Origin of the sequence: Mesorhizobium sp. B2-7-2, assembly GCF_006440775.1 — a bacterium.
Taxonomy (GTDB): Bacteria; Pseudomonadota; Alphaproteobacteria; order Rhizobiales; family Rhizobiaceae; genus Mesorhizobium.
In genome coordinates this window covers 1-25,854 of sequence record NZ_VFTZ01000021.1, presented here as the reverse complement: position 1 = coordinate 25,854, position 25,854 = coordinate 1, and the positions used below count along the sequence as shown (strand labels likewise).

The 25,854-nt window shown below is 63.8% G+C and carries 28 protein-coding genes and 1 pseudogene; 7 read left to right on the top strand and 22 right to left on the bottom strand.

The features are described 5' to 3' along the window. Window positions 1-8: 8 nt before the first annotated feature. On the bottom strand, window positions 9-482 hold the full coding sequence (locus FJ425_RS24185) for a hypothetical protein (protein WP_140546268.1): 474 nt from the start codon (window positions 480-482) through the stop codon (window positions 9-11). A gap of 236 nt (window positions 483-718) precedes the next feature. Further along, window positions 719-1,624, bottom strand: a complete 906-nt coding sequence (locus tag FJ425_RS24180) for a methylated-DNA--[protein]-cysteine S-methyltransferase (RefSeq protein WP_181176036.1) — start codon at window positions 1,622-1,624, stop codon at window positions 719-721. A 115-nt stretch (window positions 1,625-1,739) separates the two neighbouring features. Between FJ425_RS24180 and FJ425_RS24175 the strand changes: the two genes are divergently transcribed. After that, a complete protein-coding gene (locus FJ425_RS24175) occupies window positions 1,740-2,555 on the top strand; it encodes a class I SAM-dependent methyltransferase (protein ID WP_140726553.1) in 816 nt (271 codons plus the stop codon). A 12-nt stretch (window positions 2,556-2,567) separates the two neighbouring features. Here the strand turns inward: FJ425_RS24175 and FJ425_RS24170 are convergent, their stop codons facing one another. Further along, the gene (locus FJ425_RS24170) at window positions 2,568-3,062 is read right to left on the bottom strand and encodes a DUF2244 domain-containing protein (protein WP_140726550.1); all 495 of its coding nucleotides are present in this window, start codon (window positions 3,060-3,062) and stop codon (window positions 2,568-2,570) included. Window positions 3,063-3,084: 22 nt separating this feature from the next. Here FJ425_RS24170 and nth point away from each other — a divergent pair, with 22 nt between their 5' ends. Next, window positions 3,085-3,894 carry an endonuclease III gene (gene nth / locus FJ425_RS24165; protein ID WP_140726547.1) on the top strand — a complete coding sequence of 270 codons (810 nt, stop codon included), beginning with the start codon at window positions 3,085-3,087 and terminating at the stop codon, window positions 3,892-3,894. Between the two features lie 12 nt (window positions 3,895-3,906). On the opposite strand, the gene FJ425_RS24160 is transcribed toward nth, so the two are convergent. Continuing rightward, on the bottom strand, window positions 3,907-4,362 hold the full coding sequence (locus FJ425_RS24160) for a DUF2214 family protein (protein WP_140636930.1): 456 nt from the start codon (window positions 4,360-4,362) through the stop codon (window positions 3,907-3,909). A gap of 188 nt (window positions 4,363-4,550) precedes the next feature. On the opposite strand from FJ425_RS24160, the gene FJ425_RS24155 reads away from it, so the two are divergent. Next, on the top strand, window positions 4,551-5,111 hold the full coding sequence (locus FJ425_RS24155) for a GNAT family N-acetyltransferase (RefSeq protein WP_140726544.1): 561 nt from the start codon (window positions 4,551-4,553) through the stop codon (window positions 5,109-5,111). Here the strand turns inward: FJ425_RS24155 and FJ425_RS24150 are convergent. From FJ425_RS24150 to FJ425_RS24105, 9 genes are all read right to left on the bottom strand, one after another. Next, window positions 5,108-7,585, bottom strand: coding sequence for an EAL domain-containing protein (locus tag FJ425_RS24150; protein ID WP_140726541.1), 2,478 nt, complete (start codon window positions 7,583-7,585; stop codon window positions 5,108-5,110). The genes FJ425_RS24155 and FJ425_RS24150 overlap by 4 nt on opposite strands. 300 nt (window positions 7,586-7,885) lie before the next feature. Continuing rightward, on the bottom strand, window positions 7,886-8,284 hold the full coding sequence (locus FJ425_RS24145) for a DUF1801 domain-containing protein (RefSeq protein WP_140726538.1): 399 nt from the start codon (window positions 8,282-8,284) through the stop codon (window positions 7,886-7,888). A gap of 78 nt (window positions 8,285-8,362) precedes the next feature. Next, complete coding sequence (locus FJ425_RS24140) at window positions 8,363-8,806, bottom strand: DUF1801 domain-containing protein (RefSeq protein ID WP_181176034.1); 444 nt, start codon at window positions 8,804-8,806, stop codon at window positions 8,363-8,365. Continuing rightward, window positions 8,806-9,039: a hypothetical protein gene (locus tag FJ425_RS24135; RefSeq protein ID WP_095769283.1), complete on the bottom strand. Its 234-nt coding sequence runs from the start codon at window positions 9,037-9,039 to the stop codon at window positions 8,806-8,808. Before FJ425_RS24135 ends, FJ425_RS24140 begins: the two co-directional genes overlap by 1 nt. 39 nt (window positions 9,040-9,078) lie before the next feature. Further along, window positions 9,079-9,471, bottom strand: a complete 393-nt coding sequence (locus FJ425_RS24130; protein ID WP_140726532.1) for a VOC family protein — start codon at window positions 9,469-9,471, stop codon at window positions 9,079-9,081. Between the two features lie 78 nt (window positions 9,472-9,549). Continuing rightward, window positions 9,550-9,954, bottom strand: coding sequence for an SRPBCC domain-containing protein (locus tag FJ425_RS24125; protein WP_095769285.1), 405 nt, complete (start codon window positions 9,952-9,954; stop codon window positions 9,550-9,552). Continuing rightward, a complete protein-coding gene (locus tag FJ425_RS24120; protein WP_140726529.1) occupies window positions 9,951-10,274 on the bottom strand; it encodes a metalloregulator ArsR/SmtB family transcription factor in 324 nt (107 codons plus the stop codon). The genes FJ425_RS24125 and FJ425_RS24120 overlap by 4 nt, the downstream gene beginning before the upstream one ends. 140 nt (window positions 10,275-10,414) lie before the next feature. Continuing rightward, window positions 10,415-10,882: an NUDIX hydrolase gene (locus FJ425_RS24115; RefSeq protein WP_140688345.1), complete on the bottom strand. Its 468-nt coding sequence runs from the start codon at window positions 10,880-10,882 to the stop codon at window positions 10,415-10,417. A gap of 250 nt (window positions 10,883-11,132) precedes the next feature. Further along, the gene (locus FJ425_RS24105) at window positions 11,133-11,423 is read right to left on the bottom strand and encodes a hypothetical protein (protein ID WP_246677994.1); all 291 of its coding nucleotides are present in this window, start codon (window positions 11,421-11,423) and stop codon (window positions 11,133-11,135) included. A gap of 110 nt (window positions 11,424-11,533) precedes the next feature. Between FJ425_RS24105 and FJ425_RS24100 the strand changes: the two genes are divergently transcribed. Beyond that, window positions 11,534-11,854, top strand: a complete 321-nt coding sequence (locus FJ425_RS24100; RefSeq protein WP_140726523.1) for a hypothetical protein — start codon at window positions 11,534-11,536, stop codon at window positions 11,852-11,854. Between the two features lie 31 nt (window positions 11,855-11,885). Then, on the top strand, window positions 11,886-12,482 hold the full coding sequence (locus tag FJ425_RS24095; RefSeq protein WP_140546256.1) for an invasion associated locus B family protein: 597 nt from the start codon (window positions 11,886-11,888) through the stop codon (window positions 12,480-12,482). A gap of 287 nt (window positions 12,483-12,769) precedes the next feature. On the opposite strand, the gene FJ425_RS24090 is transcribed toward FJ425_RS24095, so the two are convergent. From FJ425_RS24090 to FJ425_RS24060, 7 genes are read right to left on the bottom strand one after another with little or no spacing between them, the layout of a single operon-like run. Further along, window positions 12,770-13,462: a response regulator transcription factor gene (locus tag FJ425_RS24090; protein WP_140546647.1), complete on the bottom strand. Its 693-nt coding sequence runs from the start codon at window positions 13,460-13,462 to the stop codon at window positions 12,770-12,772. Further along, complete coding sequence (locus tag FJ425_RS24085; protein ID WP_140726521.1) at window positions 13,459-16,182, bottom strand: sensor histidine kinase KdpD; 2,724 nt, start codon at window positions 16,180-16,182, stop codon at window positions 13,459-13,461. Before FJ425_RS24085 ends, FJ425_RS24090 begins: the two co-directional genes overlap by 4 nt. Before the next feature lie 54 nt (window positions 16,183-16,236). Next, complete coding sequence (gene kdpC / locus FJ425_RS24080; RefSeq protein WP_140726518.1) at window positions 16,237-16,800, bottom strand: potassium-transporting ATPase subunit KdpC; 564 nt, start codon at window positions 16,798-16,800, stop codon at window positions 16,237-16,239. Window positions 16,801-16,812: 12 nt separating this feature from the next. Continuing rightward, window positions 16,813-18,909, bottom strand: a complete 2,097-nt coding sequence (kdpB, locus tag FJ425_RS24075; protein WP_140546650.1) for a potassium-transporting ATPase subunit KdpB — start codon at window positions 18,907-18,909, stop codon at window positions 16,813-16,815. Then, complete coding sequence (locus FJ425_RS24070; RefSeq protein ID WP_140546651.1) at window positions 18,906-19,136, bottom strand: hypothetical protein; 231 nt, start codon at window positions 19,134-19,136, stop codon at window positions 18,906-18,908. Before FJ425_RS24070 ends, kdpB begins: the two co-directional genes overlap by 4 nt. Window positions 19,137-19,143: 7 nt before the next feature. After that, complete coding sequence (gene kdpA / locus FJ425_RS24065; protein ID WP_140726515.1) at window positions 19,144-20,847, bottom strand: potassium-transporting ATPase subunit KdpA; 1,704 nt, start codon at window positions 20,845-20,847, stop codon at window positions 19,144-19,146. A 21-nt stretch (window positions 20,848-20,868) separates the two neighbouring features. Continuing rightward, window positions 20,869-20,958 (bottom strand): K(+)-transporting ATPase subunit F, encoded by a 90-nt coding sequence (locus FJ425_RS24060; protein WP_036257910.1) that lies wholly within the window; start codon window positions 20,956-20,958, stop codon window positions 20,869-20,871. A 387-nt stretch (window positions 20,959-21,345) separates the two neighbouring features. Here FJ425_RS24060 and FJ425_RS24055 point away from each other — a divergent pair, with 387 nt between their 5' ends. Then, window positions 21,346-23,136, top strand: a complete 1,791-nt coding sequence (locus FJ425_RS24055) for an NAD(P)/FAD-dependent oxidoreductase (RefSeq protein WP_140726512.1) — start codon at window positions 21,346-21,348, stop codon at window positions 23,134-23,136. 206 nt (window positions 23,137-23,342) lie between these two features. On the opposite strand, the pseudogene FJ425_RS24050 reads toward FJ425_RS24055, so the two are convergent. Then, window positions 23,343-24,582, bottom strand: a pseudogene (locus tag FJ425_RS24050) (amidohydrolase/deacetylase family metallohydrolase). Window positions 24,583-24,700: 118 nt separating this feature from the next. Continuing rightward, on the bottom strand, window positions 24,701-25,066 hold the full coding sequence (locus FJ425_RS24045; protein ID WP_140636903.1) for a RidA family protein: 366 nt from the start codon (window positions 25,064-25,066) through the stop codon (window positions 24,701-24,703). 189 nt (window positions 25,067-25,255) lie between these two features. Here FJ425_RS24045 and FJ425_RS24040 point away from each other — a divergent pair, with 189 nt between their 5' ends. Beyond that, window positions 25,256-25,741, top strand: a complete 486-nt coding sequence (locus tag FJ425_RS24040; protein ID WP_140546656.1) for a hypothetical protein — start codon at window positions 25,256-25,258, stop codon at window positions 25,739-25,741. The last annotated feature ends 113 nt before the right edge of the window (window positions 25,742-25,854 follow it).

The window sequence follows — 25,854 nt, the reverse complement described above, 5'->3', positions numbered from 1 at the left end:
CGACAAGACTATTCGCAGCGCAGCGTCACCGTTGCTTGGTAGTTGCCGGCGGAGAAGCGGTTCGTGCCGCTCTTGGTGCCGGCAAGATTGACGGCGACCGTGGATGTGCCTGGCACCGTCAGGGCCGTCGCAGTGCCGGTTTCGGCAATCGTCTGAGCGCCGGAAGTGGCGAAGGTGGGGGTCCATGTCGTCGCCGTAACGTCCGAGGCCGGCACGGTCGTCGTGGTTACCGGGTCTACGCTGAGCGAGACGCCGCCCGTGGTATCGACCTGAGCGCTGCCGGCTGAGCCGCCTGCATTATGCGAGCTCAGCGACTGAAGATTGCTGCTGACGGTCATCGTGCCGTTGGAGTTGATCGTGACCGTGCAGGTCGCGGTGATCGTACCATTGAACAGCACATTTCCGGTGGTGGCCGCCGATGCTGCCTGGCCGGCGCAGGCGGCGAGCACGCTCGCAGCCATGACGGCGCGAAAGAACTTCATTGAGACCCCGCTTTCGAGCCGGATAATGCGGCTCAATGTGGGGTTATCTTCTCTTTATCGTGGTTAATTTAGCGTTAAATGAAATAACAGCGGAAAGCAACTTCAAAGAAAGCCGGCAATAACCAGAGGTTGTCGCCGGTTGCATTCATGAACAAGGCTGTTTATTTGTTTTGGCTTGTGCCCCTTTATATTTTGATACGCGGTTTCTCGCAAGGGTGCGAAAAAATCGATTGTTTTCAGGACGTCACTTGTCCCGCTTCCCAACCGAGGATGGCGCGCTTGCGCGTCAGGCCCCAGTGATAGCCGGTGAGCGCGCCGGACTTGCCCAACGCCCGGTGGCAGGGCACCACGAACGACATCGGGTTGGCGCCCACCGCCGCGCCCACGGCCCGGCTCGCGCTTGGCGCGCCGATGCTTGCCGCGATCGAGGAATAGGTACAGGCCCTGCCCATCGGGATGCGCAGCAGCGCTTCCCAGACGCGCAGCTGGAAATCGGTGCCGATCATCACCACGCGCAGCGGCTGGTCGGCGCGCCATTGCGTCGGGTCGAAGACCCGCGCGGCATAAGCCTGGGTGGCGGACATGTCCTCGACATAGGTCGCGTTTGGCCAGCGGCCGGACATGTCGGCGAAGGCAGCCCGCTCGCCGCCGGCGTCACAGAAGGCGAGGCCGGCGAGGCCCCGGTCGGTGACCATGATCAGCGCGATGCCGAAAGGCGAGATGTGATAGCCGTAGCGGATGGTGAGACCCGCGCCCCGGGTTTTATAGTCGCCGGGCGACATCGCCTCATGGGTGACGAAGAGGTCGTGCAGCCGGCCGGGACCGGACATGCCGAGCTCGAACGAGGTCTCCAGGAGCGGCATGCCTGAATCCAGCAGCCTGCGCGCGTGGTCGAGCGTCACCGCCTGCAGGAAGGCCTTGGGCGACAGGCCGGCCCAGCGCGTGAACAGTTTCTGCAGGCCGGTCGGCGTCTCGCCGACTTCCTCGGCCAGGACCTCGAGCGAGGGCTGGTTGCGATAGTCGAGGCTGATCTTCTCGATGGCGCGGCGCACGACATCGTAGTCGCTGCCTTCCGGCGTGATGTCGTTCTCAAGGATCGCGGTTGGTTTCATCCGCGTATTCATGGTCATCTGGGCGTTCATGGCAATATCTCCTTGATCGCGAATATCGGTCCTCCAGAGCTTTGCCACCACCCGAAACTTGCCTTCCCGCCATCCGCACCCAGATAGAGTCAGCTTCGCGCCGAAGAGGACGATCATGGCCGTCGAAAAGGTTGATCTGACCGGGGCAAGGGAGACCTTGCTGATGACACTCTACGGCAAGGCGTTGGAGAGCCGGCTGCCCAATTCGCTGCTCCAGGATCACTTCGCCGACGAGGCGGTGCGCAGGATCGACTATGATTTCTCAAGGCTCAAGGTCGACGGCAATCTCGGGCTGGGATTTGCAATCAGGGCGAAGACACTGGACGTCCGCGTCCGCGATTTCCTTGCGCGATATCCGGACGCGATCGTGCTGCATCTGGGATGCGGGCTCGATACGCGGATCTTCCGGGTCGATCCACTGCCAGGCGTCGATTGGTTCGACGTCGATTATCCCGACGTCGTCGCGCTTAGGCGCAGGCTTTATCCGAGCAGGGACCATTATCATCTAATCGCTTCGTCGGTTACCGAACCGGGCTGGCTGGCCGAGGTGCCGCGCAATCGCCCGGCAATGATCGTGGCCGAGGGGCTGACGCCGTATCTCGCCGCCGACGAGGGGCCGCGGCTGTTTGCGCGCCTTGTCTCGCATCTGGCCGGCGGCGAGTTGATGTTCGACGCCTACAGCCATTTCGGACTGAAGCTGATGCGTCTCAGCCCTGCCTTGAAGGCAACGGGCGCAGAAGTCCATTGGGCCATTGAGGATCCGCGCGAACTGGAGCGAGCCATCCCGAAACTTCGCTTCATCGGCGAGGTTCCGTCCTACAAGCCGGAGCAAGGGGCGCGCCTGGGCTGGTCCGCGCGTCTGTTCGTTGGCCTCTGGAGGCTTATTCCCGCGATGCGCAAGGTCGGCAGGCTGCTGCGCTACCGGTTCTGAAACGCTTACGCATCAGCGCGTCTTGGCGGTCGCCAGCGCGCGCGAAAAGGCGGTAGCAAAACTTTCGCGGTCGTCGGGATTGAGGAAGCCGCCAATCGCGACACTCTTGCCTTGCGCCTCGACGGCCATCTTGGTGATGCCGATCTCGCTGTGGCGGGCGATCGAGAACCGCGTCCAGAACGGGTTGAAGCGATGGTTTTCCGAGCGGCCGGAAGGCGCTGTCTTGCGAATGTCGAGACTGGTGCGCGAGACCGAGATTTCCTCGCGGGCGCGCGCAGCCCGGTAATTGGCGCGGAAAGCGATGTAGACGGCGACCACGTCGAGGCCGAAGAAGCCGAACACCGGCCATGCGCCATGCGTCAGGAAGAAAGCGCCGGTGACCGCCCAGCCGAACAGAAGCGCTCCCATCAGGATCAGGAAGCCGGTGCGGCCGAGCGAGCGGTGCGGCGTCAGCAAGGCCTGGAAAAATGGCTCGTCGGCCTGGAACGAGGCGTTTGTGTCGCTCATGAGGGAATATTATAGGAGGGAAATGGCGCCTCCCAAGTCGAAAAAATCCGCAGCTGTCAAAAAACCTCAGCCCGCTATCCCGGGCGGCGGCCGGGCGCCTGGCCGACGGCCGCGAAAAGCCGCCACGCGGTCGCTCTACAGCCCCGCCGAGGTGCATGAGATCTTCCGGCGCTTTTCCGTGCAGCGGCCTGAGCCGAAAGGCGAGCTCGACTATGTCAACGCCTTCACTCTGCTGGTCGCAGTGGTGCTGTCGGCGCAAGCGACGGACGCCGGCGTCAACAAGGCAACCAAGGCGCTGTTCGCCGCGGCCGACACGCCGGCCAAGGTGCTGGCATTGGGCGAGGCCAAGGTCGGGGACCATATCCGCACCATCGGTCTGTGGCGCAACAAGGCCAAGAACGTGATCGCGCTGTCGAAGGCGTTGATCGAAGACCATGCGGGCGAGGTGCCGCAGGACCGCGACGAGCTGGTGAAGCTGCCGGGCGTCGGGCGCAAGACCGCCAATGTCGTGCTCAACGTCGCCTTTGGCCAGCACACCATGGCGGTCGACACGCATATCTTTCGCATCGGCAACCGGATCGGGCTGGCGCCCGGCAAGACGCCGGAACAGGTCGAGCAGGGGCTGCTCAAGGTCATCCCCGCCGACTATATGCGCCATGCGCATCATTGGCTGATCCTGCATGGCCGCTATGTCTGCAAGGCGCGCAAGCCCGATTGCCCGGTCTGCGTCATCGCCGACATCTGCAAGTCGAAGGAAAAGACCACCGACGTGCCGGCCCCGCTGGTGCCGATCGCGCCGCTGGATGAGACGTTTCCGGTCGAGGCCGTCTGACTCAGTAAAGTTTTAATATCCGTAGCCGCGCGCCATGGCCGCTGCGAAAACCGGAATGAGCAGGAAGATAAAGCCCTCGGCGCGGACATAGTTCTTCACCGAGGCCAGTTCCGCCGCCGGCACCGCGAAAGACGGATTGCCGCTCGCCTGCCTGTTCCAGGAGAGGAAGCGCATAGTCGGCACAATCGAAAGCAGGCCGACGATGACGAAGGCCGCCATCTTTGCCCAGAACACCCAATTGTAGACGTAGAATTCCCAGCCTTTCAGACCGAAGAACACCCGGCAGATGCCGACGATGACGATCAGCGCGGCGATGATGCCGTAGTGGCGGTCGATGCCGGCAAGGCGCTTCAGCGTCGCCGCTGCCAAATCGCCGCGCACCAGCACGAATTCGGCGCCGATGATGCCGGCCAGCGAGAACACCAGAAGGTGATGCGCGATCGCCAGCAACAGGTCTGTGGTGTCCATGGTTCTTCCTTCGGTCGACTTGCGTTTCTGGGTCGGTTTCGTGCGCAAACTAGCATCGCCGGGCGAAAAGCCCATAGCGATGCAGCCGTGCCATGGCCGTTATGGCTGGAAGAGCCAACGCATTGGCCTGGCTCTTGATCGAGCGTGCTGTTTTGCTAAGCGCTGTCGCGTCGATGGAGGGCAATGCCATGAGCATCAAGACGGAAGCCGGCGTGCCGCTTCTCGAAACGGCGCGCACCGTTTTGCGGCCGCACAGGCTGGACGATTTTGAAACCTATGCCGCCATGTGGGCGGAGCCCGCCGTCACCCGTTTCATCGGCGGCAAGCCGCGCACGCGCGAGGAGAGCTGGATGCGCTTCCTGCGCCATGCCGGCCTATGGTCGCTGATCGGCTATGGATTCTGGGCGATCGAGGACAAGGCGACGGGGCGCTTCATCGGCGAGGCCGGCTTCCACGACCTGAAGCGCGAGATCGTGCCGTCTCTCGAAGGCGTGCCGGAGGCCGGCTGGGCGCTGGCCTCGGAGGCGCATGGCCAAGGGCTTGCGAGCGAAGTCGTGGGGCGGATCGTCGCCTGGAGCGACGAGACGTTCGGACAGGCAAGAACCGTCTGCATCATCGATCCTGAAAACGGCGCTTCGCAGAAGGTGGCTGGAAGGAACGGCTATAGAGAGATTTTGCGGACCACCTATCACGAGAAGCCGACGATCCTGCTGGAACGGCAGGCCGGATCCGGAAAAGGAGGCGCTTAACCCGCCTTGCGGCGCAACGCCCCTGCCACTCCGTTCCACGCGTCCGCCTTTGCACCTGGACGGCTGCCCAGCACCGTCGTCACATCGAATGGCTGGGGCCTCGCTATGGCATAGCCCTGCGCGTAATCGACGCCGATCGCCCTCAAGGCTTCGACGATGCCATCGCTTTCGACGAATTCGGCGATGGTGCGTTTTCCCGTCACCTTGCCGATGTGATGGATCATCTCGACCATCGCGCGGTCGATGCGGTCGTCGAGCATGTCCTTGACGAAGCCGCCGTCGATCTTGAGGTAGTCGACCGGCAGATGCTTCAGATAGGCGAAGGACGACATGCCGGAGCCGAAATCGTCGAGCGCGAAGCGGCAGCCCAGCCCGCGCAGATCGGCGATGAAGCGCATGGCCTCAGTCAGGTTGGCGATGGCGCTGGTCTCGGTGATCTCCAGGCAGATGGTTTCGGGCGCAATGGCGTGCGCGGCGAACTGCTCGCGCATGAAGCCGAGAAACGTCTCGTCGCCGAAAGTTGCACCGGAAAGATTGATCGCGCAGGTGGATATCGGCGTCGCGCTCGGATCGGTGCGTCTCGACGCCAATATGGCGAAGGCGTTGCGTACCACCCAGCGATCGATCGCCGGCATCAGTCCGTAGCGCTCCGCCGCCGGGATGAAGCTCTGCGGGGTGACGAAGCTGCCGTCCTCGTCGGTCAGCCTGAGCAGGATTTCGATATGCGCGCCCGGCTCGGCAGCATCGTCCCGCAACGGGGCGATTTCCTGCGCATGCAGCCGGAAGCGGTTCTCATCCAGCGCGGCATGCAGGCGCTGCACCCAGGCCATCTCGCCGAAGCGCTCGCGCAGCGCCCTGTCGCCGTCGCTGTGGAGCTGGACGCGGTTGCGGCCCTTTTCCTTGGCCATGTAGCAGGCGACGTCGGCGGCGCGCAGCACTTCCTCCAGCGTCATGCCGACATTGGCGACTTCGACCATGCCGATGCTGACGCTGATGTTGAAGGGACGCCCTTCCCAGGAGAAATGCAGATCCTGGACCGTGGCGCGCAACCGTTCGGCGGTGGCGGCGGCACAGTCGGCATCGCAATCGAAGAGCAGCACGCCGAACTCGTCGCCGCCCAGTCTCGCCAGGATGTCGCCGGGCGGCAGCTCGTTGGCGAGCAGCGTCGAGATCTGGCGCAGCAGCTGGTCGCCGGCGGCGTGGCCGCAGGTATCGTTGACCAGCTTGAACTGATCGAGATCGAGATACATCAGCGCGTGCCGGCGCGACCTTTCCGGCGCTTCGGAGATCGCGCTCGCCAGACGTTTCTCGAAGTCGCGGCGGTTGACGAGACCGGTCAGCGCATCATGCGATGCCTGCCACGACAGGCGCTCGATATAGTCCTGCTCGCGCGTCATGTCGTGCAGGGCCAGGACGCAACCCAGGATCGAGCCGGAAACGATCAGCGGAGCGCCGTTCAGCGCCACCGGCACGACCGAACCGTCGGGGCGCTCCAGAAGCTGCGGGCGAACATTGGAGCGGCGCGGCTCGCCCGCGAGCAGGCGCGGGATCAGATCGGCCTCCTCGACACCGCTGTCCTTGTCGACGAGCCGGAACAACGAGGCGACCGACCTGCCTTTGGCGGCGGCTAAAGAGCAGGCAAGCAGCCTTTCCGCTCCAGCATTCATGTAGTCCAGCCGCCCCTCGGCATCGGTGCTGATGACGGCCTGGCCGATCGAGGCCAATGTGATTTGAGCCCGCTCGCGCTCGGCGCTGAGGGCTGTCTGAAATGCCTGGCGCTGTTTCATCAGCTTTCGCGTGCGCCAGACGGCGAGCAGGATAAGCAGCGCGGCTGTCGCGAGATTGGCCGCCGTCAGCGCCGTCTTGATGAAGCGCGACCCCTCGCCGAGACTGTCGGAGAAGGCCTTGGCGAGCGGCCCGATCTGGTGGTCGATCTGGTGGATTTGCACTTTCCAGAGAGCGATCTCGGCTGACGATGGTGGCCCTTTCTCGAGCCTGCCATGCATGTCGTCGCCAAGCCTTTCGATGGCGAGGATCATCACGTCGGCATCCGTCCAGCGGCGGATCGCGGTGTCGAGATAGCTGACGCCGCGAAAATTCCGGAACAGCCAGATCAGGCCGGCGACATCGTCGGGATGGTTGTTGCCGCCAAGAAAGCCGAGCCTGGCCGCATTCGTGTCGGGTTCAGCCTGTTCGAGCGCAAGCCGCGCGGTTCGATCGGCCAGCGGCACGGCGATGGCCTGGCGATATTCGCTGAAATACTCTTCCCGGCCGGTGTCGGCATAAAGGCTGAGGAAATAGATGGCGTGCTTCTGCCCCTTCGACCATTGGCTTTCGCCGCCGACATAGGCGCGGACGGCTGACAACGTGTGGAGGCTGAGGGTCGCAACCAGCGCCTGGATCAGGACGACCGCGACGAAAGGCCAGACCAGCCCGATGAGGCGCGGGGCAGCATCGGTCGATGAGAGCTTCATCCCATTCCCATGGCGCGTGCGCAGGCCCCCTCGGTGTCTGTCCGACTGGCTCATCCGCCGGTTGAGACGATGTTCTTCCCCACATGCCGTCCGGTTACTGGCGACATCAATCCAAATAACGTGCCCGGATTAACAGTCGATAAATTTGCCCAGTATTTGTTTCATGAGTTATTGCGCAGCAAAAGAAGGACGCTTACGCGCTTGATACCGATATTTCGTGCATAGTATCGATTTGCGGTGCGAGGGCCGGAAGAAAAAGCCGGCAACATCAATCCGATAGCGCCGCGCGACAGTCGCGTCTCAGCGCTTGGTCTTGGATTTGTTGAGCGCAACGGCCTCACGGACGAGCGACTTCAGGGCGTCGGCGTCGACGTTGTCGCCTTCCTTGAAATCGATGGCGCGCCGGGTGTTGCCTTCCAGGCTGGAGTTGAAGAGCTTCTTGGGATCGGGCAGCGCCGCGCCTTTGGCGAAGGTCAGCTTGACGACAGCTTTGTAAGTCTCGCCGGTGCAGATCATGCCGGCATCCTCCCAGACCGGCACGCCGCGCCATTTCCATGTCTCGACGACTTCAGGCGCTGCCTCCCTGATAAGAGCGCGGAGCCGGGCAAGCGTCTCGCCCCGCCAGTCGCCCAGCTCCCTGATCCGTCCGTCGATCAGTTCGGACGCAGACTTGCCGTCCTGTACGTCGCCTAGTTGCATGCCCGGTTCTCCTCGATGCTGGATAAGAGTTCGCCACCATGGCCCTTTCGGGGAGACGGCGCTTGATTTTTCGTGCGCTTACATCCGTTCGCCGGGCAGCTGGCTTGCCTGCTTCACCCAGGAGACGAACTGCTCCTCGTCGATCGGCTCGTTCTCGTGGATGTGGAAATAGCGTGTGTCCTTGCTCTTGGATTCGACAGGCGGCACCGGCTTCAGCGACAGGCCGCGGAAGAACGCCACCTTGATGTATTTGGCGAAGCAATGGATGCCGAGGAACCAGCCGTCGCCTTCCATGCCGTAGAAGGGAGAGTTCCATTTGACGGCCTTTTGCACACCAGGGACGGCCTGCATGATGAGCTGGTCGAGCCGGCGCCCGACCTCGCTCTTCCAGCCCGGCATCGCCGCGATATAGGCCTGCACCGGAGCATCGCCATAGCCTTTGGCGATCTGCGGGTTGCCGCCCGAAAGCAGGACAGGTTTCGCGTCCGCGGACTCGGCAGCCTTCGATTTCGTCTTTGCCATCAGGCCGATCCCGTGCGCTCGCCCGCCGGCTCCCCGCGCCATCTGGCGGCATAGGGCAGCACGAACATATAGAGGCCGCTGAACAGCAGCAGGAAAAGCGGAATCAACGGCGAATAGACGATCCAGGCGGGCGGCGGGCCCATGGCCATGGCAGCGAAATTGGCAATGACGGTGACGGTGAAGATGATCGAAAGCCAGCGGTGAAGCTGCCTGATCCACTTGCTCCAGTTCAATATAACCTCCCTTGCGAATGACGATACGGATCGAGTTGCCTACCAGCGCGCCAGCTGCGAAAGCTGAATGAGGTTGCCGCAGGTGTCGTTGAGCTGCGCGATGGTCGCGCCGGTCACCGCGGTCGGCGCCATGGCAAAACTGCCGCCATTCGCCTTGATGTGCTCATGATCGCTCTTGATGTCGTCGGTGAACAGCATCAGCGCCGGCTGGCCTTGCTTGAAGATGGCCTGCTGATAAGTCTTTGCCGCCGGATTGTCGTTGAGGGCCAGCTGCAGTTCGGTGCCGTCCGGATCGTCAGGCGAGACGACAGTCAGCCAGCGAAACGGCCCATTGGTGAAGTCGGCCTTCTTGGTGAAGCCCAGAATTTCGGTATAGAAGCCAAGAGCCTTTTCCTGGTCGTCGACATAGATGCTGGTCAGCTTGATCTTCATTTTCGTGCCTCCATTGCTTACGCTCGCGTTTTGCCGCCCCGCCGGAACCGTGTCTGTGTTTTGAGGCTTCGGCGGACGTCAATCGATCCGCGAAAGCAGCTGCTCCAGGGCCGTGAAGTTGCGCTTCCAGCCCACCGTGGCGCCGCGGTAATACGGCTCCTGGTCGGTGCGGAAGCCGACCTGCTCCATGCGCAAATGCGTGCCCTTGCCCGTCGGGGTGAGCGTCCAGGTGACCACGCTCTCGAGATCCTTGGTGTCCCAGCTGTAGGACAGGGTCCGGTTGGGCTCGACCGTCCGCACCTGGCAGTCGACGCCGCCCCATTCGGCGCTCATATTGAAGCGATGGTCCACGACCGGCTTGAAGCTGTTCTTCATCAGCCACTCCTCGATGAGATGCGGTTGGGTGAGCGCGCGCCAGATCTTTTCCGGCGGAAAAGGTATCTCGCGCTCGACGATGACGGAGCGCGTTGCGGCCTCATTCATTGATCCATCCTTTTGAGCAGGTCTTCCAGATCGTCGAAGCGGCTTTCCCAAAACCCCACCATGTGGCGCGTCCAGTCCATCAGCGGCGCGAGCGCCTTGAGCTGGGCGCTGTAATGGGTCTGGCGGCCCTCATGGCGGTCGCGCACCAGTCCCGCCTCCTTGAGGACGCCCAGATGCTTCGACACCGCCGGCTGCGACACCCCGGCCTGGACGGTCAGGGCTCCGACCGTCTGCTCGCCCTGGCGGCAGAGCCGTTCGAAGATGGCGCGTCGCGTCGGATCGGCGAGCGTCCTGAACAGCATATCATGCGCGGTCGTCATTTCTAACCGATAACCCGTTGGCTATTGATTGACGTATAACCATTGGGATATGCATGAGTCAAGCAGCGAATGAGGTCGCGCATACGAAGCCGCGGCCGTGGGCCGCCACGCCGGTACGGCCGGACCGAATAGATGGTTGCTTATGCCGCGTTTGCTGACGGAACGGTCAAATCCCTCAGCAGCGTGGAAAGGTCCGGCTCGTCAATGAGCAGGGCGGCGTCGACCGCCGGAAGCCATGCGCGCTGCCGGTTCGCGGCTTCCTGCCAGTCGACAAGCTCCTCGGCGACCTCGAGCAGATAGACCACAACGTCGACGCGAATGAAGCCGTCGGGCATGCGTTTCCAATAGGAATAGGTGCCGGCAGGCTGCTTCAGCGTCCTGCCGAGCACGCCGGCTTCCTCGCGGGCTTCGATCGTTGCCGCCCTGCGCCCGCTCTTGCCCTTCATCGGCCAGCCCTTTGGCACGATGAAGCGCCGCGTGGTGCGTGAGGTGACCAGCAACACTTCGAGATTGCCGTCTTCTCGCACCCGATACGGAATGGCCGCCACCTGGCGGATCCGTTGGCCTTTCCTGGCTCTGCGGACTGCTTTTTTCTTGGTTGTTGCCATCCCAAATTCCGGTCAGAGCAGCATCCCTGCCATACGCCATCCGCGTGGGCAAAAACCTGTTCTCCTGCAAACCCTAGAGCGTTTCACCGTTTCATGGAAACGGCGAACCGCTCTATCTCTTTAGTTTTGACGCAATTCCCGACGGAAAACCGTGTCACACTTTTCCTGGAATTGCTCTAGAACCACCGCCCTTGCAATCCGGCATTTTGCCAGTAAGTAAGTCGGCTAATAAACTGAAAAGAATAAAATGTCAGCGGCAAACCCTGGAAATAATGTTGCCGACCGATTCCATCCGACAGGTGTTGCCGTATACCGGCACATCGGGCCGGGGCTTGGGCGCGCTCTGCCGGTCAAGCTCGCGATACAATTGCTGCTGCTGCTGGTATTGCTGCCGCTGCAACCTGTTCTGCAACTGCTGCAGCTCATTCTGCTGCACCAATGCGTTGCGATTCGTCGGGATGACGATCTGCGCATAAGACGGCGCAATCAGACAAACCGAGGCGGCCAGCACGGCGCCTGCCAGAACAGCCGGACGAAGCATCCGCAAGGCTCCCATACGAAAAACCATGCGTTTCATATAGTGCGGATGGCCAATAACGCTATGGGCAACTGCGAAACGTGATGCGGCTCACGCAAGCCGCGCGATAGACTATGCCGCGACGCCGGCGCTGGAGATCGGGGGCCGACATCCCGGTCAGCGCCATCGCCGGTTTCCGCATCTACGGAAAGGCCGGCGTCGAGTTCTCCACCAAGCGGTGGGAGATCGAGGGGCGTTTCGCCGCCGCCGAGAATCTGCCCCGCAATCCGGCATTGCACTTGACTGAAGTCATCGATTCGCCCCTCTATCGGGTCGGCGCCGGGCTGGAGCTCGATGGCGTCAACGGCGTCGGGTTGGCTGTCAGGTACAACGGCGCCTTTGGGCAAACGGTCAAGCAGAATGCGGTCAGCGCGTCTCTGAAGGTCAGCTTCTAGCTGACGCGGGCGGCGGCTAAGAAGGGATCTCATGAGGACGAAATACGCGTATCTCGCGGCGATGATGGCAACCGCCTGCATCGCCGGTGTGCCGGCGGCGGGACTTGCCGCGCAGAATAAGACCGACAAGGTGGCTCCAGCGGCCCAGCCCACCGGTGCGGCGGCCAAGCCGCAACTGCCGGGCGGCGCCTCGGCGCTGTCGGAAACGCATGGCGACTGGACGGTCAACTGCCAGGTCACCGGCACCAACAAGGTCTGCAGCCTGTCGCATCAGCAGTTCAACAAGCAGAGCGGCCAGCGGCTGCTGGCGATCGAATTGACGACCAAGACCGGCCAGGACGCCGCCGGCACGCTGGCGCTGCCCTTCGGGCTCGCCTTGGCCAACGGGATCTCGTTCGAAATCGACGACAAGAAGCTGGACGGCACGTTGCAGTTCAACACCTGCCAGGCGGTAGGTTGCCTGGTACCGGTGACGTTCGATGCCAATATCACGCCGTTGCTGCAGAACGGCACCACGCTGAAGGTCAACGCCACGGCGGCCGACACTGCGCAGCCGATCTCCTTCACCATCTCGCTCAACGGTTTTGGCAGTGCGCTCGCCCGGACGGCGGACCTGTCGGCGGACTAGCTCGTGGGGATCGCTGCTGTGTGTGAGCGTGCGCGCATGCAGGGATTTCACTCAAACGCCCGTCGCGATCGTCATCCTATGGCGGAGCAAGGAGCGAAGCGACGCGCGCAGACCATAGGATCCATGCCGTGACCTCGAAGCGCTGTAACGGTGCAGGTTCTGCTCCGCAGCACTCCTTGGCCGGCGTAACGGCATGGATCCTCGGGTCTACGCGTCCGCTTCGCTCCCGCTCCGCCGGTGGATGACGACCCTGAGATGCTTCGGCCAACCACCACGGCTTGCCTCAGCTACTCCACCTCGCGCAACCGATAGCCGACGCCGGTCTCGGTGATGATGTAGCGGGGCTGGTCCGGCGTCTTCTCGATCTTCTGCCGCAGCTGGCGCACATAGACCCTGAGATACTGGACGTCGGTCGAGTCGTTCCAGATCTGCTTCATCAGGAACTGATGCGTCAGCACCTTGCCGGCATATTGCACGAGCATGCGCAGGATGTCGTATTCCTTGGGCGACAGTTTCACTTCCTTGTCCTCGACCATGACGATACGCTTCACAAGGTCGACCGAAAGGTCGCCGGTATGGAACACCGGCTTCTCGCCCTGTTGCTGGAATTTGTGGCGCAGCGCCACGCGGATGCGCGCGACGAGCTCGTTCATGCCGAAGGGCTTGGTCACGTAGTCGTCGGCGCCGAGCTCGAGCGCTGCGACGATACCGGGCTCGTCGGTGCGGCTTGAAAGGATGACGACCGGAATGTCGAGGCCGTCGCTTCGCCATTTGTCGAGCAGCTCGAGGCCGGTCATGCCGGGCAGGCCGAGATCGAGCAGGATAAGGTCGGGCCGTTCGGCCTGGACGAGCTCGAGGGCCGCCTTGGCATTCGGCGCCTCGGAGACCGCATAGCCCTGGCTGCCGAGGCCGACGCGCAGCAACTTTCGGATCGGCGGCTCGTCGTCGACGACCAAAATGGAGACGGTCTGATTTGTCATGCCGCATCGTCCGTAAGCGGTGCGCCGAGCGCCGGCAACTCAGCCGGCACCGGCATGCGGATGGTGAAGATCGCGCCTGGACGGTCGGTGCGGTTTGCCGCCGCGACCGTGCCGCCCATCGCCTCGATGAAGCCGCGGCTGATCGACAAGCCGAGACCCGTGCCGGCGCGCACCTGGTCGCCCTTGCGCATGCGGTAGAAGGTATCGAATATCCGCTCCAGATCGTCCGGCGGGATGCCCGGCCCCTCATCCATCACCTGCAGGATGACGGCGCCGCTGTCTACCCACGCCTGCAGCCGGATGGCCGAGCCGGGCAAGGCGTATTTGGCGGCATTGTCGAGCAGGTTGAACAATGCCTGCTCGAACAGCACAGGATCGAGCCTCAGCATCGGCAGGTCGGCCGGGATGTCGGTCTCTATTTTGTGCTCGGCGGTGATCTTCTGCGCCCGGTTCAACGCTGAGCCGACGACATCGCCGACATAATGGAGCGCATAGTTCGGCTCCATCGCGCCCGACTCGATCCTGGTCATGTCGAGCAGATTGGCGATGAAGCGGTTCAGCCGCTCGGACTCGCTGACGACGGTCGCCAGAAGCTCCGCGCGATCTTGTTCCGGCAGCGCCGGCGCGAATTCCTTCAGCGTGCCGGCCGCGCCCATGATCGCGGCAAGCGGCGTCTTCAGGTCATGCGAGATCGAGGTGAGCAGCGCCGATCGCAGCCGGTCGGCTTCAGCCGCAAGTCTGGCGCGGTCGACATCCGCGACGAGCTGGACGCGCTCGATGGCGACGGCGGCCTGGTCGGCCAAGGCGTCGAGCAAACGTTGCTGCTCGGGCGTCAGCAGCGGGCCCTGCTTGTCATTGTCGAGACCGACCACGCCGATCGCTGTCCGGCCCGTCCGCAAAGGAAGATAGAGACGTTTTGCGCCGGGCAAGGTGTCGGCGCCACGGCCGGCCGGCCGATTGTGCTCCCAGGCCCAGCGCGCGGCGGCGATATCGGCTTCGGCCAAGGTGTCGTCCGGCGGATAGCCGGCCTTGACGGTGATGGTGCCGTTTTCCGGCAAAAGCAGCACGACACGGACCTTCAGCATCGAAGCGATCTGGAAGGCGGTGGCCCATAAGACGTCGTCGAGCGTGCCGGCGCCGGCGAGCTTCCTGGAAAAGGAATAGATGTCGCCGGTGGCGCGCGCCCGCGAGCGGGCGGCGACGGCCTGGCGCTGCACGCGTGCCGTCAGATTGCTGGCGATCACGGCGACGACGAGGAAAACGGTAAAGGCAACGATGCTCTCCGGGTCCCTGATCGTCAGCGTGTAACGCGGCTCGAGGAAGAAGAAATTGAAGGCAAGCGCGCTGAGGAAACAGGCATAGAGCGCCGGCCAGAGCCCGAATGTCACGGCCGAGGTCAGCACGGCAAGAAGCAGGACGCTGGCGAGATTGCGGACATCGAAGAACTGGTCGAGGATCGAGCTGACGGCCAGCGCGCCGGCGACATAGGCCGTCGAGAACAAATACGGCCAGATCTGGAAAGGCTTCTGCTCGGGCGCGGCTTTCACCCGCGCCGACAGCGCGTCGCCATCGCGCCCGGCGCCCGAAATGACATGGACGCTGATGTCGCCGGCATTGCGGATCAGATCATGGGTGAGCGAGCCCTCGATCAGCTCGCGCCAGCGCGAGCGGGTCGGCCGGCCGACGACGATATGGGTGAAGTTGTTCGCCGTCGCGTGACGCACGATGTCCTGGGCGACGTTCTGGCCAGGAATGGTGGCGATCTCGGCGCCGAGCTGCTCGGCAAGACGCAGGTTCCTGGCCAGGCGGTCCTTGTCCTCCTCGGACAGGCCGGCGAGGCGCGGCGTGTCGACATGCAGCGCCGTCCAGGGCGCGCGCAGCCGGTCGGCGAGCCTGCGTGCGTAGCGGATGCGGGCCGCTCCGCCAGGCTGTGAGTCGACGCAGACGAGCACCCGCTCGCCGGCCGCCCACGGCCCCGGAATGGCATGCGACTGCATGTGGTTGAGCAGCTGCTCATCGACGCGCTGGGCCGTGCGGCGCAGGGCCAGCTCGCGCAGCGCCGTCAGATTGCCCGGCGAAAAATAATTCTCGATCGCACGCTGCGCGGTGTTGGGGAAATAGACCTTGCCGTCCTGCAGCCTCTTGATCAGGTCGTCGGGCGTGAGGTCGATGATCTCGATGTCGTCGGCCTGGTCGATGATGGAATCGGGAACGGTCTCGCGCACCCTGACCCGCGTGATCTGGGCGACGACGTCGTTCAGGCTTTCGACATGCTGGATGTTGAGCGTGGTGTAGACGTCGATGCCTTGCGCCAGGATCTCCTGCACATCGAGATAGCGTTTGGGATGCCGGCTGCCGGGCGCGTTGGTATGGGCAAGCTCGTCGACCAGGACCAGCGCAGGACGCCGGTTCAGGATGGCGTCGATGTCCATCTCGTCGAGGGTTTGGCCGCGATACTCGACCAGGCGGCGCGGGATCGCCTCATAGCCGTCGACAAGGGTTTGCGTTTCCTTGCGGCCGTGCGTCTCGACGATGCCGATCACGACGTCGATGCCGTCGGCGCGGCGGGCGCGGCCGGCCATCAACATCTCGTAGGTCTTGCCGACGCCGGGCGCGGCGCCGAGAAATATGCGCAGGCGGCCACGGCCCTCGCGCTCGGCATGCTCCAGCAGCGCGTCGGGGGAGGGTCGGTTCTTGGGGTCGGTCCTGTCGTCCGGCATCAGGTCCAATCATGAATTGCGCCGGGGATCGTGTCGATCCCCGGCGCGGGCGGGTTACTTCACGTCGTCCAGGGCCAGGTTCAGCGCCAGCACGTTGACCACCGGCTCGCCGAGGACGCCAAGCTCGCGCTCCTCGACATGGCTGTCGACGAGCGCCTTCACCTTGGCCTCGTCCACGCCGCGGGCCTTGGCGACGCGCGGCACCTGGAAATAGGCGGCGTCCGGGCTGATGTCGGGATCGAGACCACTGCCCGAGGTGGTGACGAGGTTCATCGGCACCGGCGCATTCGGGTTTTCGGCCTTGAGTTTCTCGGCGTCGCCCTTGACGCGCTCGATGAGCTTGGGATTGCTCGGACCGAGATTCGAGCCGCCGGAGGCGGCGGCGTCGTAGCCTTCACCGGCTGCCGACGGCCGGCCGTGGAAATAGCGGTCGCCGGCGAAAGCCTGGCCGATCAGGCTGGAGCCGATGACCTTGCCGTCTTTTTCGACAAGGCTGCCATTGGCCTGGTTCGGAAACAGCGCCTGGGCGATGCCGGTCATGCCGATCGGATAGATGAGGCCGGTCAGCACCGTGAAGAAGACGATCATGACCAAAGCGGGCCTGAGTTGCTTGAACATTGGGGCAAATCCTTATGCGAGGCCGAGGGCTGTGACGATCAGGTCGATCGCCTTGATGCCGACGAACGGCACGACGATGCCGCCGAGGCCGTAGATGAGCAGGTTGCGAGTGAGCAGCGAACCGGCGCCGATGGCTCGGTACTTCACGCCCTTCAGCGACAACGGGATCAGCGCGATGATGATCAGCGCGTTGAAGATGATGGCCGACAGTATGGCGCTTTGTGGCGTCGCCAGATGCATGATGTTGAGCGCCTGCAGCGGACCGGTGGACTGGCCGGGCGCGACGTAGAAGATCGCGAACATCGCCGGGATGATGGCGAAATACTTGGCCACGTCGTTGGCGATCGAGAAGGTGGTCAGCGAGCCGCGCGTCATCAGCAGCGCCTTGCCGATCTCGACGATCTCGATCAGCTTGGTGGGATCGCTGTCGAGGTCGACCATGTTGCCGGCCTCGCGCGCGGCGACGGTGCCGGTGTTCATGGCGACGCCGACATCGGCCTGGGCGAGCGCGGGCGCGTCGTTGGTGCCGTCGCCGCACATGGCGACCAGCTTGCCCTTGGCCTGCTCCTCGCGGATCAGCGACAGCTTGTTCTCCGGCGTCGCCTGCGCGAGGAAGTCGTCGACGCCGGCTTCGGCGGCAATTGCCGCGGCGGTGAGCGGATTGTCGCCGGTTATCATCACCGTGCGGATGCCCATCTTGCGCAACTCGGCGAAACGCTCGCGGATGCCGCCCTTGACGATGTCCTTGAGGTGGACGACGCCAAGCAGGCGGCCGTCGCGCTCGACCGCCAGCGGCGTCCCGCCGGCCTTGGCGATCTCGTCGGCGATCGACTGCAGGTCGCGGATCGTTTCGGTCCTCGGGCGCGCGCCGTGGGTGGCGACAGTCGACCGGTTCACGTGATTGAGCACCGCATCGACCGCGCCCTTGCGCACCGACGAGCCGTCGATGTCGACGCCGCTCATGCGGGTCTGCGCGGTGAACGGCACGAAGGTGGCGTGCAAGGTCGCCATGTCGCGGGCGCGGATGGCGTATTTCTCCTTGGCCAGCACGACGATCGAGCGGCCTTCCGGGGTCTCGTCGGCCAGCGATGCAAGCTGAGCCGCGTCGGCCAGCTCCTGCTCGGTGACGCCCTTGACCGGGCGGAAGTCGGTGGCTTGGCGGTTGCCGAGCGTGATGGTGCCGGTCTTGTCGAGCAGCAGCGTGTCGACGTCGCCGGCGGCCTCGACGGCGCGGCCGGACATGGCGAGAACGTTGAAGCGCACCAGGCGGTCCATGCCGGCGATGCCGATCGCCGACAGCAGCGCGCCGATCGTGGTCGGGATCAGCGTCACGAACAGCGCGACGAGGATCGTCACCGGGATATAGCCGCCCGAATAGGAGGCGAAGCTCGGGATGGTCGCGGTCGCCAGCACGAAGATCAGCGTCATGCCGACGAGCAAGATGTTGAGTGCGATCTCGTTCGGCGTCTTCTGGCGCTCGGCTCCTTCGACCAGCGAGATCATGCGGTCGAGGAAGGTCTGGCCGGAAGCGGCGGAAATGCGCACGCGGATCCAGTCGGACAGCACCTGGGTGCCGCCGGTGACGGCCGAACGGTCGCCGCCGGATTCGCGGATGACGGGCGCGGATTCGCCGGTGATCGCGGCTTCGTTGACGGAGGCCACGCCCTCGATCACCTCACCGTCGGAAGGGATGATGTCGCCGGCCTCGACCAGCACGACATCGCCGACCTTCAGGCTGGTGCCGGGAACCAGCTTGAATTTCGAGCGGTCCTCGCCGTTGGTGAGCAGCTTAGCCTGGGTTTCGGTGCGCGCCTTGCGCAGCGAGTCGGCCTGCGCCTTGCCGCGGCCTTCGGCGACGGCCTCGGCGAAATTGGCGAACAGCACGGTGAACCAGAGCCAGATGATGATCTGCAGCGTGAAGCCGAGATCGCCGCCGCCGGCGATCAGGTCACGGAGGAAAAGCACGGTGGTGAGAGCTGAGACGACCGCGACGACAAACATCACCGGGTTCCTGGCCAGCGTGCGCGGATTAAGCTTGCGGAAGGCGCCGCCGAGGGCTGGCACCAGAACGCGCGCATCCACGATAACAGCGGATTTGGACTGGCTCATTTTTGGGTTCCGGTATCGGTTATGTTGGACGGCGCCGGGAGTTCGGTCTTCGGGAGCAGGTGCGGCAGGCCGGTGGCCAGCAGCCACAACACGAACAGCGCGGCCGCCATGCCGAGAAAGGTTGAAAGTGTCGGGAAAGGACGAGGCTTCTCGTCCCTTCCGTCGTCGGGCGCTCCGTCACCGGTCGGGGGACGGTCGTTGTGGCGTATGTCGTTGAAGCGGGGCATGGTCACCTCAGAAGGTCTGTCCATGGATCATCGCCAGATGCTCGACGATCGGACCGACGGCGAGCGACGGGAAGAAGGTGAGGCCGCCGACGATGATGATGACGCCCACCAGGAGGCCGACGAACAGCGTACCGTCGGTCGGGAAAGTGCCGGCGGAGGCGGGCACGGTCTTCTTCGCGGCCAGCGAGCCGGCGATGGCTAAAGCCGGGATGATGACCAGAAAGCGGCCCATCAGTATGCCGACGCCGATGGTGACGTTGTACCAGGGCGTGTTGCCGGTGAGGCCGCCGAAGGCCGAGCCGTTGTTCGCGGCCGCCGAGGTATAGGCATAAAGCACCTCGGTAAAGCCATGCGGGCCGGCATTGGCCATCGAGGCCACGGCGCTCGGCAGGACCACCGCGATGGCCGTGAAGATCAGCATCGCCAGCGGCAGGCACAGGATCGCCAGCATCGCCATCTTGACCTCCTTGGCCTCGATCTTCTTGCCGAGATATTCGGGCGTGCGGCCGACCATCAGGCCGGCGACGAAGACGGCGAGGACGACGAACATCAGGATGCCGTAAAAGCCGGCGCCGACACCGCCGACAATGACTTCGCCGAGCTGCATGTTGATCAGCGGGATCATGCCGCCGAGCGCGGTGAAGCTATCATGCATGGCGTTGACGGCACCGCAGGAGGCGGCCGTGGTGATCACGGCGAAGAGAGCCGACAAGGCGATGCCGAAGCGCGTCTCCTTGCCTTCCATGTTGCCGCCGTCGATGCCGAGCGCATGGACGAGCGGGTTGCCGGCGGCTTCCGCCCAGTAGCAGACGGCAACGCCAACGACGAACAGCACGCCCATCGAGGCAAGGATCGCCCAGCCCTGGCGCTCACTGCCGACCATGCGGCCGAAGACGTTGGTGAGACCGGCGCCGAGCGCGAAGATCGACAGCATCTGTATCAGGTTGGAGATCGCGCCCGGGTTCTCGAACGGATGCGCCGAGTTGGCATTGAAGAAGCCGCCGCCATTGGTGCCGAGCATCTTTATGGCGAGCTGCGAGGCCACCGGGCCGAGCGCGATCGTCTGCTTGGCGCCTTCCAGCGTGGTGGCGTCGACATAGGCGCCGAGCGTCTGCGGTACGCCCAGCCAGACATAGGCAAGCGTCAGCACAATGCAGATCGGCAGGAGCACGTAGAGCGTGCAGCGGGTGAGATCGACCCAGAAATTGCCGATCGACTTGCCGGAAGCGCGGGCAAAGCCGCGGATCAAGGCAATGGCGATGGCAATGCCGGTGGCGGCCGAGACGAAATTCTGAACGGTGAGGCCGGCCATCTGCACGAGGTAGGACATCGTGCTTTCGCCGCCGTAGTTCTGCCAATTGGTATTGGTGATGAAGCTGGCGGCGGTGTTGAAGGCAAGCTCAGGATCGACCGCGGTCATCCCGGCCGGATTGAAGGGCAGGGCGCCCTGCAGCCGCTGCAGCGCATAAAGGACGAGGAAACCGGCGAGGTTGAAGAGCAGCATGCCGGTCGCGTAGACGGCCCAATGCTGTTCTTCCTTTTCGCTCGTTCCGGCGAGGCGATAGAGCCCGCGCTCGATCGGCACGAGCAGCGGCGACAGCACGGTGCGGTCGCCGCTGAAGACGCGGTGCATATGGAAGCCGAGCGGCTTCACGAGCAAGGCCAAGATCCCGCAATAGACGAGGATCTGTATCCAGCCATTTATAGTCATGATGGGCTCTCCGCGTGCCGGTCAGAAGCGCTCTGGGCGGATGAGCGCATAGGTAAGGTAGGCAAGCAGGAACAAGGTCACCGCGCCGCCGAGGATGTAGTCGAAAAGCATGGTACGGTCCCTTGCTTAGATTCTGTCGCAGGCTTTGACGTAGGCTAAGGACAAGGCGAAGAATAAAATCCCGATCCCGAGAACTATGAGGTCCATGGCAGGCGTTCCTTGTTTTCCACCTTGCGCTTCCGGCTCGCAGTGGCGGGCTCAAAACTCTACGCGGACCCACGTCGCCTTGTCGGCGACGGCGGTTCGCAGTGTTTTTCGAAGGAAAATATGGACCCGATCGCCATAAAGGTTCGAGACGGAGCGGGTGGGAAAGATATAGGAATTCTATAGGGGTTTTGACTGGGCGCGCTTTGGGTGCGGGGAGCGCGCTATGCGTTGCCGGAGCTGGTCTGGCCGCGAAAATCCGCCTGTAACCATGCAAAAAGGGAACGAAGAAAAATGCTCGACATCGCACCATCGCAACAGGCGGCAACCTGGCTCGGCTCATTCGGCCGGGCGCTCGAGGCCGGCGATATCGAGGCGGCGACGAACCTCTTCGCGCAGGATTGCTACTGGCGCGATCTCTTGACCTTCACCTGGAACATCAAAACCATGGAAGGACAGGCGGCGATCCGCGACATGCTGGAGGCCACGCAGCCATCGGCGCAGCCATCGCACTGGCGGATGTCCGGGGAGCCCAGGGTCGACGACGGCACCGTCGAAGCCTGGTTCACATTCGAGACGGCGGTGGCGCGCGGCGAGGGGATCCTGCGGCTCAAGGACGGCCGCTGCCGCACGCTGTTCACGGCGATGAGCGAGCTCAAGGGGTTCGAGGAGCGGAAGGGGCCGGCGCGGCCGCTCGGCATCCGCCACAAGGCCGATCCCGGGCGCGAGACCTGGGCGGAAGCACGGGCGCGCGAGGCGCGCGATCTCGGCGTGCACGAGCAGCCCTACTGCCTGGTGATCGGCGGCGGGCAGGGCGGCATCATGCTGGGCGCCCGGCTGCGCCAGCTCGGCGTTCCGACGCTGATCATCGAGAAGAACGCGCGCGCCGGCGATTCCTGGCGCAACCGCTACCGCTCGCTCGTGCTGCACGACCCGGTCTGGTACGATCATCTGCCCTATGTTCCGTTCCCGGAAAACTGGCCGGTCTTCACGCCCAAGGACAAGATGGGCGACTGGCTGGAGATGTATACACGCGTCATGGAGCTGAACTATTGGGTCGCAACCAAATGCATCAACGCCGCCTATGACGAGGCCGAGAAGGCCTGGACCGTCGTAGTCGACCGGGTCGGCCAGCGTGTCACGCTGAAGCCCAAGCACATCGTCTTCGCCACCGGCGCATACGGGCCGCCGCGGCGGATCGAATTGCCCGGCGCCGACAGCTTCAAGGGCGAGCTTTTGCATTCCAGCCAGTATTCGACCGGCGAGAAATTCCGCGGCAAGCGCGTCGCGGTGATAGGTGCTGCAAGCTCAGGCCACGATGTCAGCGTCGATCTGTGGGAAGCGGGCGCCAAGGTCACCATGGTGCAGCGCTCGCCGACGACGGTGGTGAAGTCCGACACGCTGATGGATGTCGGCTTCGAGATATTCTCGGAGAAGGCGCTGGCGCGCGGCATCACCACCGACAAGGCCGACATGATCGTCGCCTCCACGCCCTTCGCGCTGGTGCCGGAGGGCCAGCGCGCGCTCTATGATGTGATCCGGGCGCGCGACGCGGATTTCTACCAGCGCCTCAGCGACAGCGGCTTTGCCATCGACTTCGGCGACGACGAAACCGGGCTGTTGATGAAGGCCTACCGGACAGGCTCCGGCTACTATATCGATGTCGGCGCCTGCGAGCTGATCCTGAACGGCGAGATCAAGGTGAAAAGCGGCGTCGGCATCAAGTCGCTGACGCCGGACGGCATTCTGTTCGAGGACTGCAGCGAGCTCGCCGTCGACGCGATCGTCTGCTGCACCGGCTACCAGTCGATGAACGAGACGGTTGCGGGCATCGTCTCGCGCGAGGTCGCCGACAAGGTCGGCCCGTGCTGGGGCCTGGGCTCCGGCGTGAAGGGCGATCCGGGTCCGTGGCAGGGCGAATTGCGCAACATGTGGAAACCGACGGCGCAGGAAGCGCTGTGGTTCCACGGCGGCAATCTGGCGCTGTCGAGGTTCTATTCGAAGTTCGTTGCGCTGCAGCTCAAGGCGCGGATGGAGGGGATTGCGACGCCGGTTTATGGAGAGCCGAGTAATGCGAGAACCTAGCGGTCGTCATCCTAGGGCGGAGCAAGGAGCGAAGCGACGCGCGCAGACCCTAGGATACATGCCGTGACATTCGTGGCGTGTGCAAGCGGACCAGAACGGGATTCTTCGCCGGGATCGTCTCAAACCCCATTCTACACCGCTGCATTCTTCGGCGACAGTCACGGAATGGATTCTAGGGTCTGCGCTCCGCTTCGCGTCGCTCCGCCCTAGAATGACGACGATGATGGGCCAAAATGCCCCGCAGCCACATCCACATGCGTATGGTGCGCATGCGCCTCGAAGCGCTCCGTCTCATTGTGGTCGGGCGCTTCGTTCGGCCACCATTTGCCGCCGATGACAATGCCGTTGGAGACCAGCCGCTGATCCGCGATCAATGACGCCCCGACCGCGTCAACGAAAGTGAAGCGGCCGGGCTGCAGCTTCAACACGGCGACGTCGCCGGCGCCGCCGACCTTCAGCGTGCCGAGCTCCGGCCTTGCGATCGCCTCCGCCGGCCGCTGCGTCGCCGCGCGCAGAACCTCGACCAGCGGCATGCCGAGCGCCATGAGCTTCGACATGCAGACCAGGATGTCGAAGGCCGGACCGTCGACGCAGTAGAGATGCACGTCGCTGGAGATGACGTCGGGCGCGAGGCCCTCGGCAAGCATCGCCTTCGCCACCTCGAAGTCGAAGGAACCCATGCCGTGGCCGATGTCGAAGATGACGCCGCGCTCGCGCGCCAGCCGCATGTCCGGCCGCACCGCTCCGGAGGCGAAGACCGGCGCGTTGGGAAACGGCCGGAAGCAATGGGTGAGAATGTCGCCGCGGCGCAGCCTGGGCAGCACTTCCGAGCGGCCGGGCGGCGGCTCGTCGATATGCGCCCATCAGCGGCAGGCCGGCCTTGTCGGCGGCTTCGAGCGCGAGGTCGACCGGCGCGATGCCGCTCGAGCCGCCGGCATGCTTGCCGGAGCGGACCTTGACGCCGACGACGATATCGGCGTGCTCGCGCACCGCGGCAACCGTCTCGCGCGGCTCGCAAAGCCTGAGGTCGCCGCATTCGCCGACCGACACTGTCTTGGCGAAGCCGAATATGCCTGCAAAGGAGATGTTGACGTAAGCGAGGATGCGGACCTTCGAGCGCTCGATGACGTGGCGGCGGAAGCCCAGGAAATTGCCGGCGCCGGCGCTGCCGGCATCGATAAAGGTGGTGGTTCCGCTCTTGGCGGCGAGCCGGTCGGCATCGACGCCGAGCGAGGTGCCGCCCCAGTAGACGTGGCTGTGAAGGTCGATGAGGCCGGGCGTGACGATGCAATCCCTGGCGTCGACGACTTCACCCGCCGCCTCGGCGTCGATGGCGGCATCGATCGAAGCGACGCGGCCATCGGCAATGGCAACATCGCGTGGCGCGTTCAGGCCCGATGCGGGATCGATGAGGCGCCCGCCCTTGATCAGGAGATCGAACTGCATCGGTGCCCTCGCTGTTTGTTCGTTTCACGCAATTCCGGACGGAAGGCTACGGCGAAGTCGCCGAACATAACCGCTAAGCACTTTTCCTGGAATTGCTTCAAGCGATCCGACCGGGCGATCAGACCGGCCGATAGGCGACGGCTTCGACTTCGATCTTGATGTCGATCATCAGGCGCGATTCGACCGTGGTGCGCGCTGGCGGATCCTTCGGGAAATGTTTTGCATAAACGGTGTTGAATGTGCCGAAATCGCGTGCGTCCTCCAGCCAGACGGTGGTCTTCACCACATCGTCCATGGTGCAGCCGGCGAGCGCCAGGGCCGCCTTGACGTTCTGCAGCACCTCCTCGGCCTGCTCGGCGATGCCGCCCTTGACCACGAGCCCGTCGCTGCCCACCGGCACCTGGCCGGAGATATAGACGAAATCGCCGGCGCGGACGGCGGGCGAGAGCGGAACGTGGGATTTCCCAAAGCACTGCTTGGACAAGGGGAGCCTCCTTCTATCGACTGACGGGAACGGGGTTACATAGCCGTCTACGCCTGTCGGCACGATCCTCCTAGAGCCAATGTCGGAAAGCAACATTCTTTCGAAATCCATGTTGCTTTATTACAGAAGCCTGAGCATCTTGCGCTCGACGCGGCTTGAAATCGGCCGCGCATATGAGGGAGATCCGGCATGACCTTCGACAAGAATCCGTTTCCGGAAGGCGATGCCGACCGCCACGCGCTGTGGGAAATGCTGGTGCGGCGCGACATCGATGCCTTCCTCGGTCAGGACTGGTCGATGGTCGAGGACGATTTCATCGCGGAAAGCTTCTTCGGCATGCATGCGCATTTCCTTGCCAACGCAGATGCCTGGCGGCTGCAGTTCCCCAGGCTGGATGTCTATCGCGACGAATGGCTGCGGCAGGCCAAGGAAACCGCGGCGACGAAATTCGCCGAGCCGCTGCGCGAAGCGCTGTTTCGCGTCACCAACATGCGCGACATCGACATCGACGGCGACCGCGCGGTGCTGCACAAGAAGTTTGACGGCTCGGTCGCCAAGGCCGACGGCGGCGTCGACCGGCTCAAATGGCAGACGCTCTACTTCTGCCGCAAGGTCGGCGGACGCTGGAAGATTGCCGGCTTTGTCGGCTACATGCCGCATCCGCTAGGTAGCTAGTGGCACTGCACAGGGATTTTGACCGGTCGGCTCTGTTTTGCGTTGGTGGCATGCGTGGAGATTGCCGAAACGCCATCGCGATCGTCATTCCAGGGCGGAGCAGGAGCGAAGCT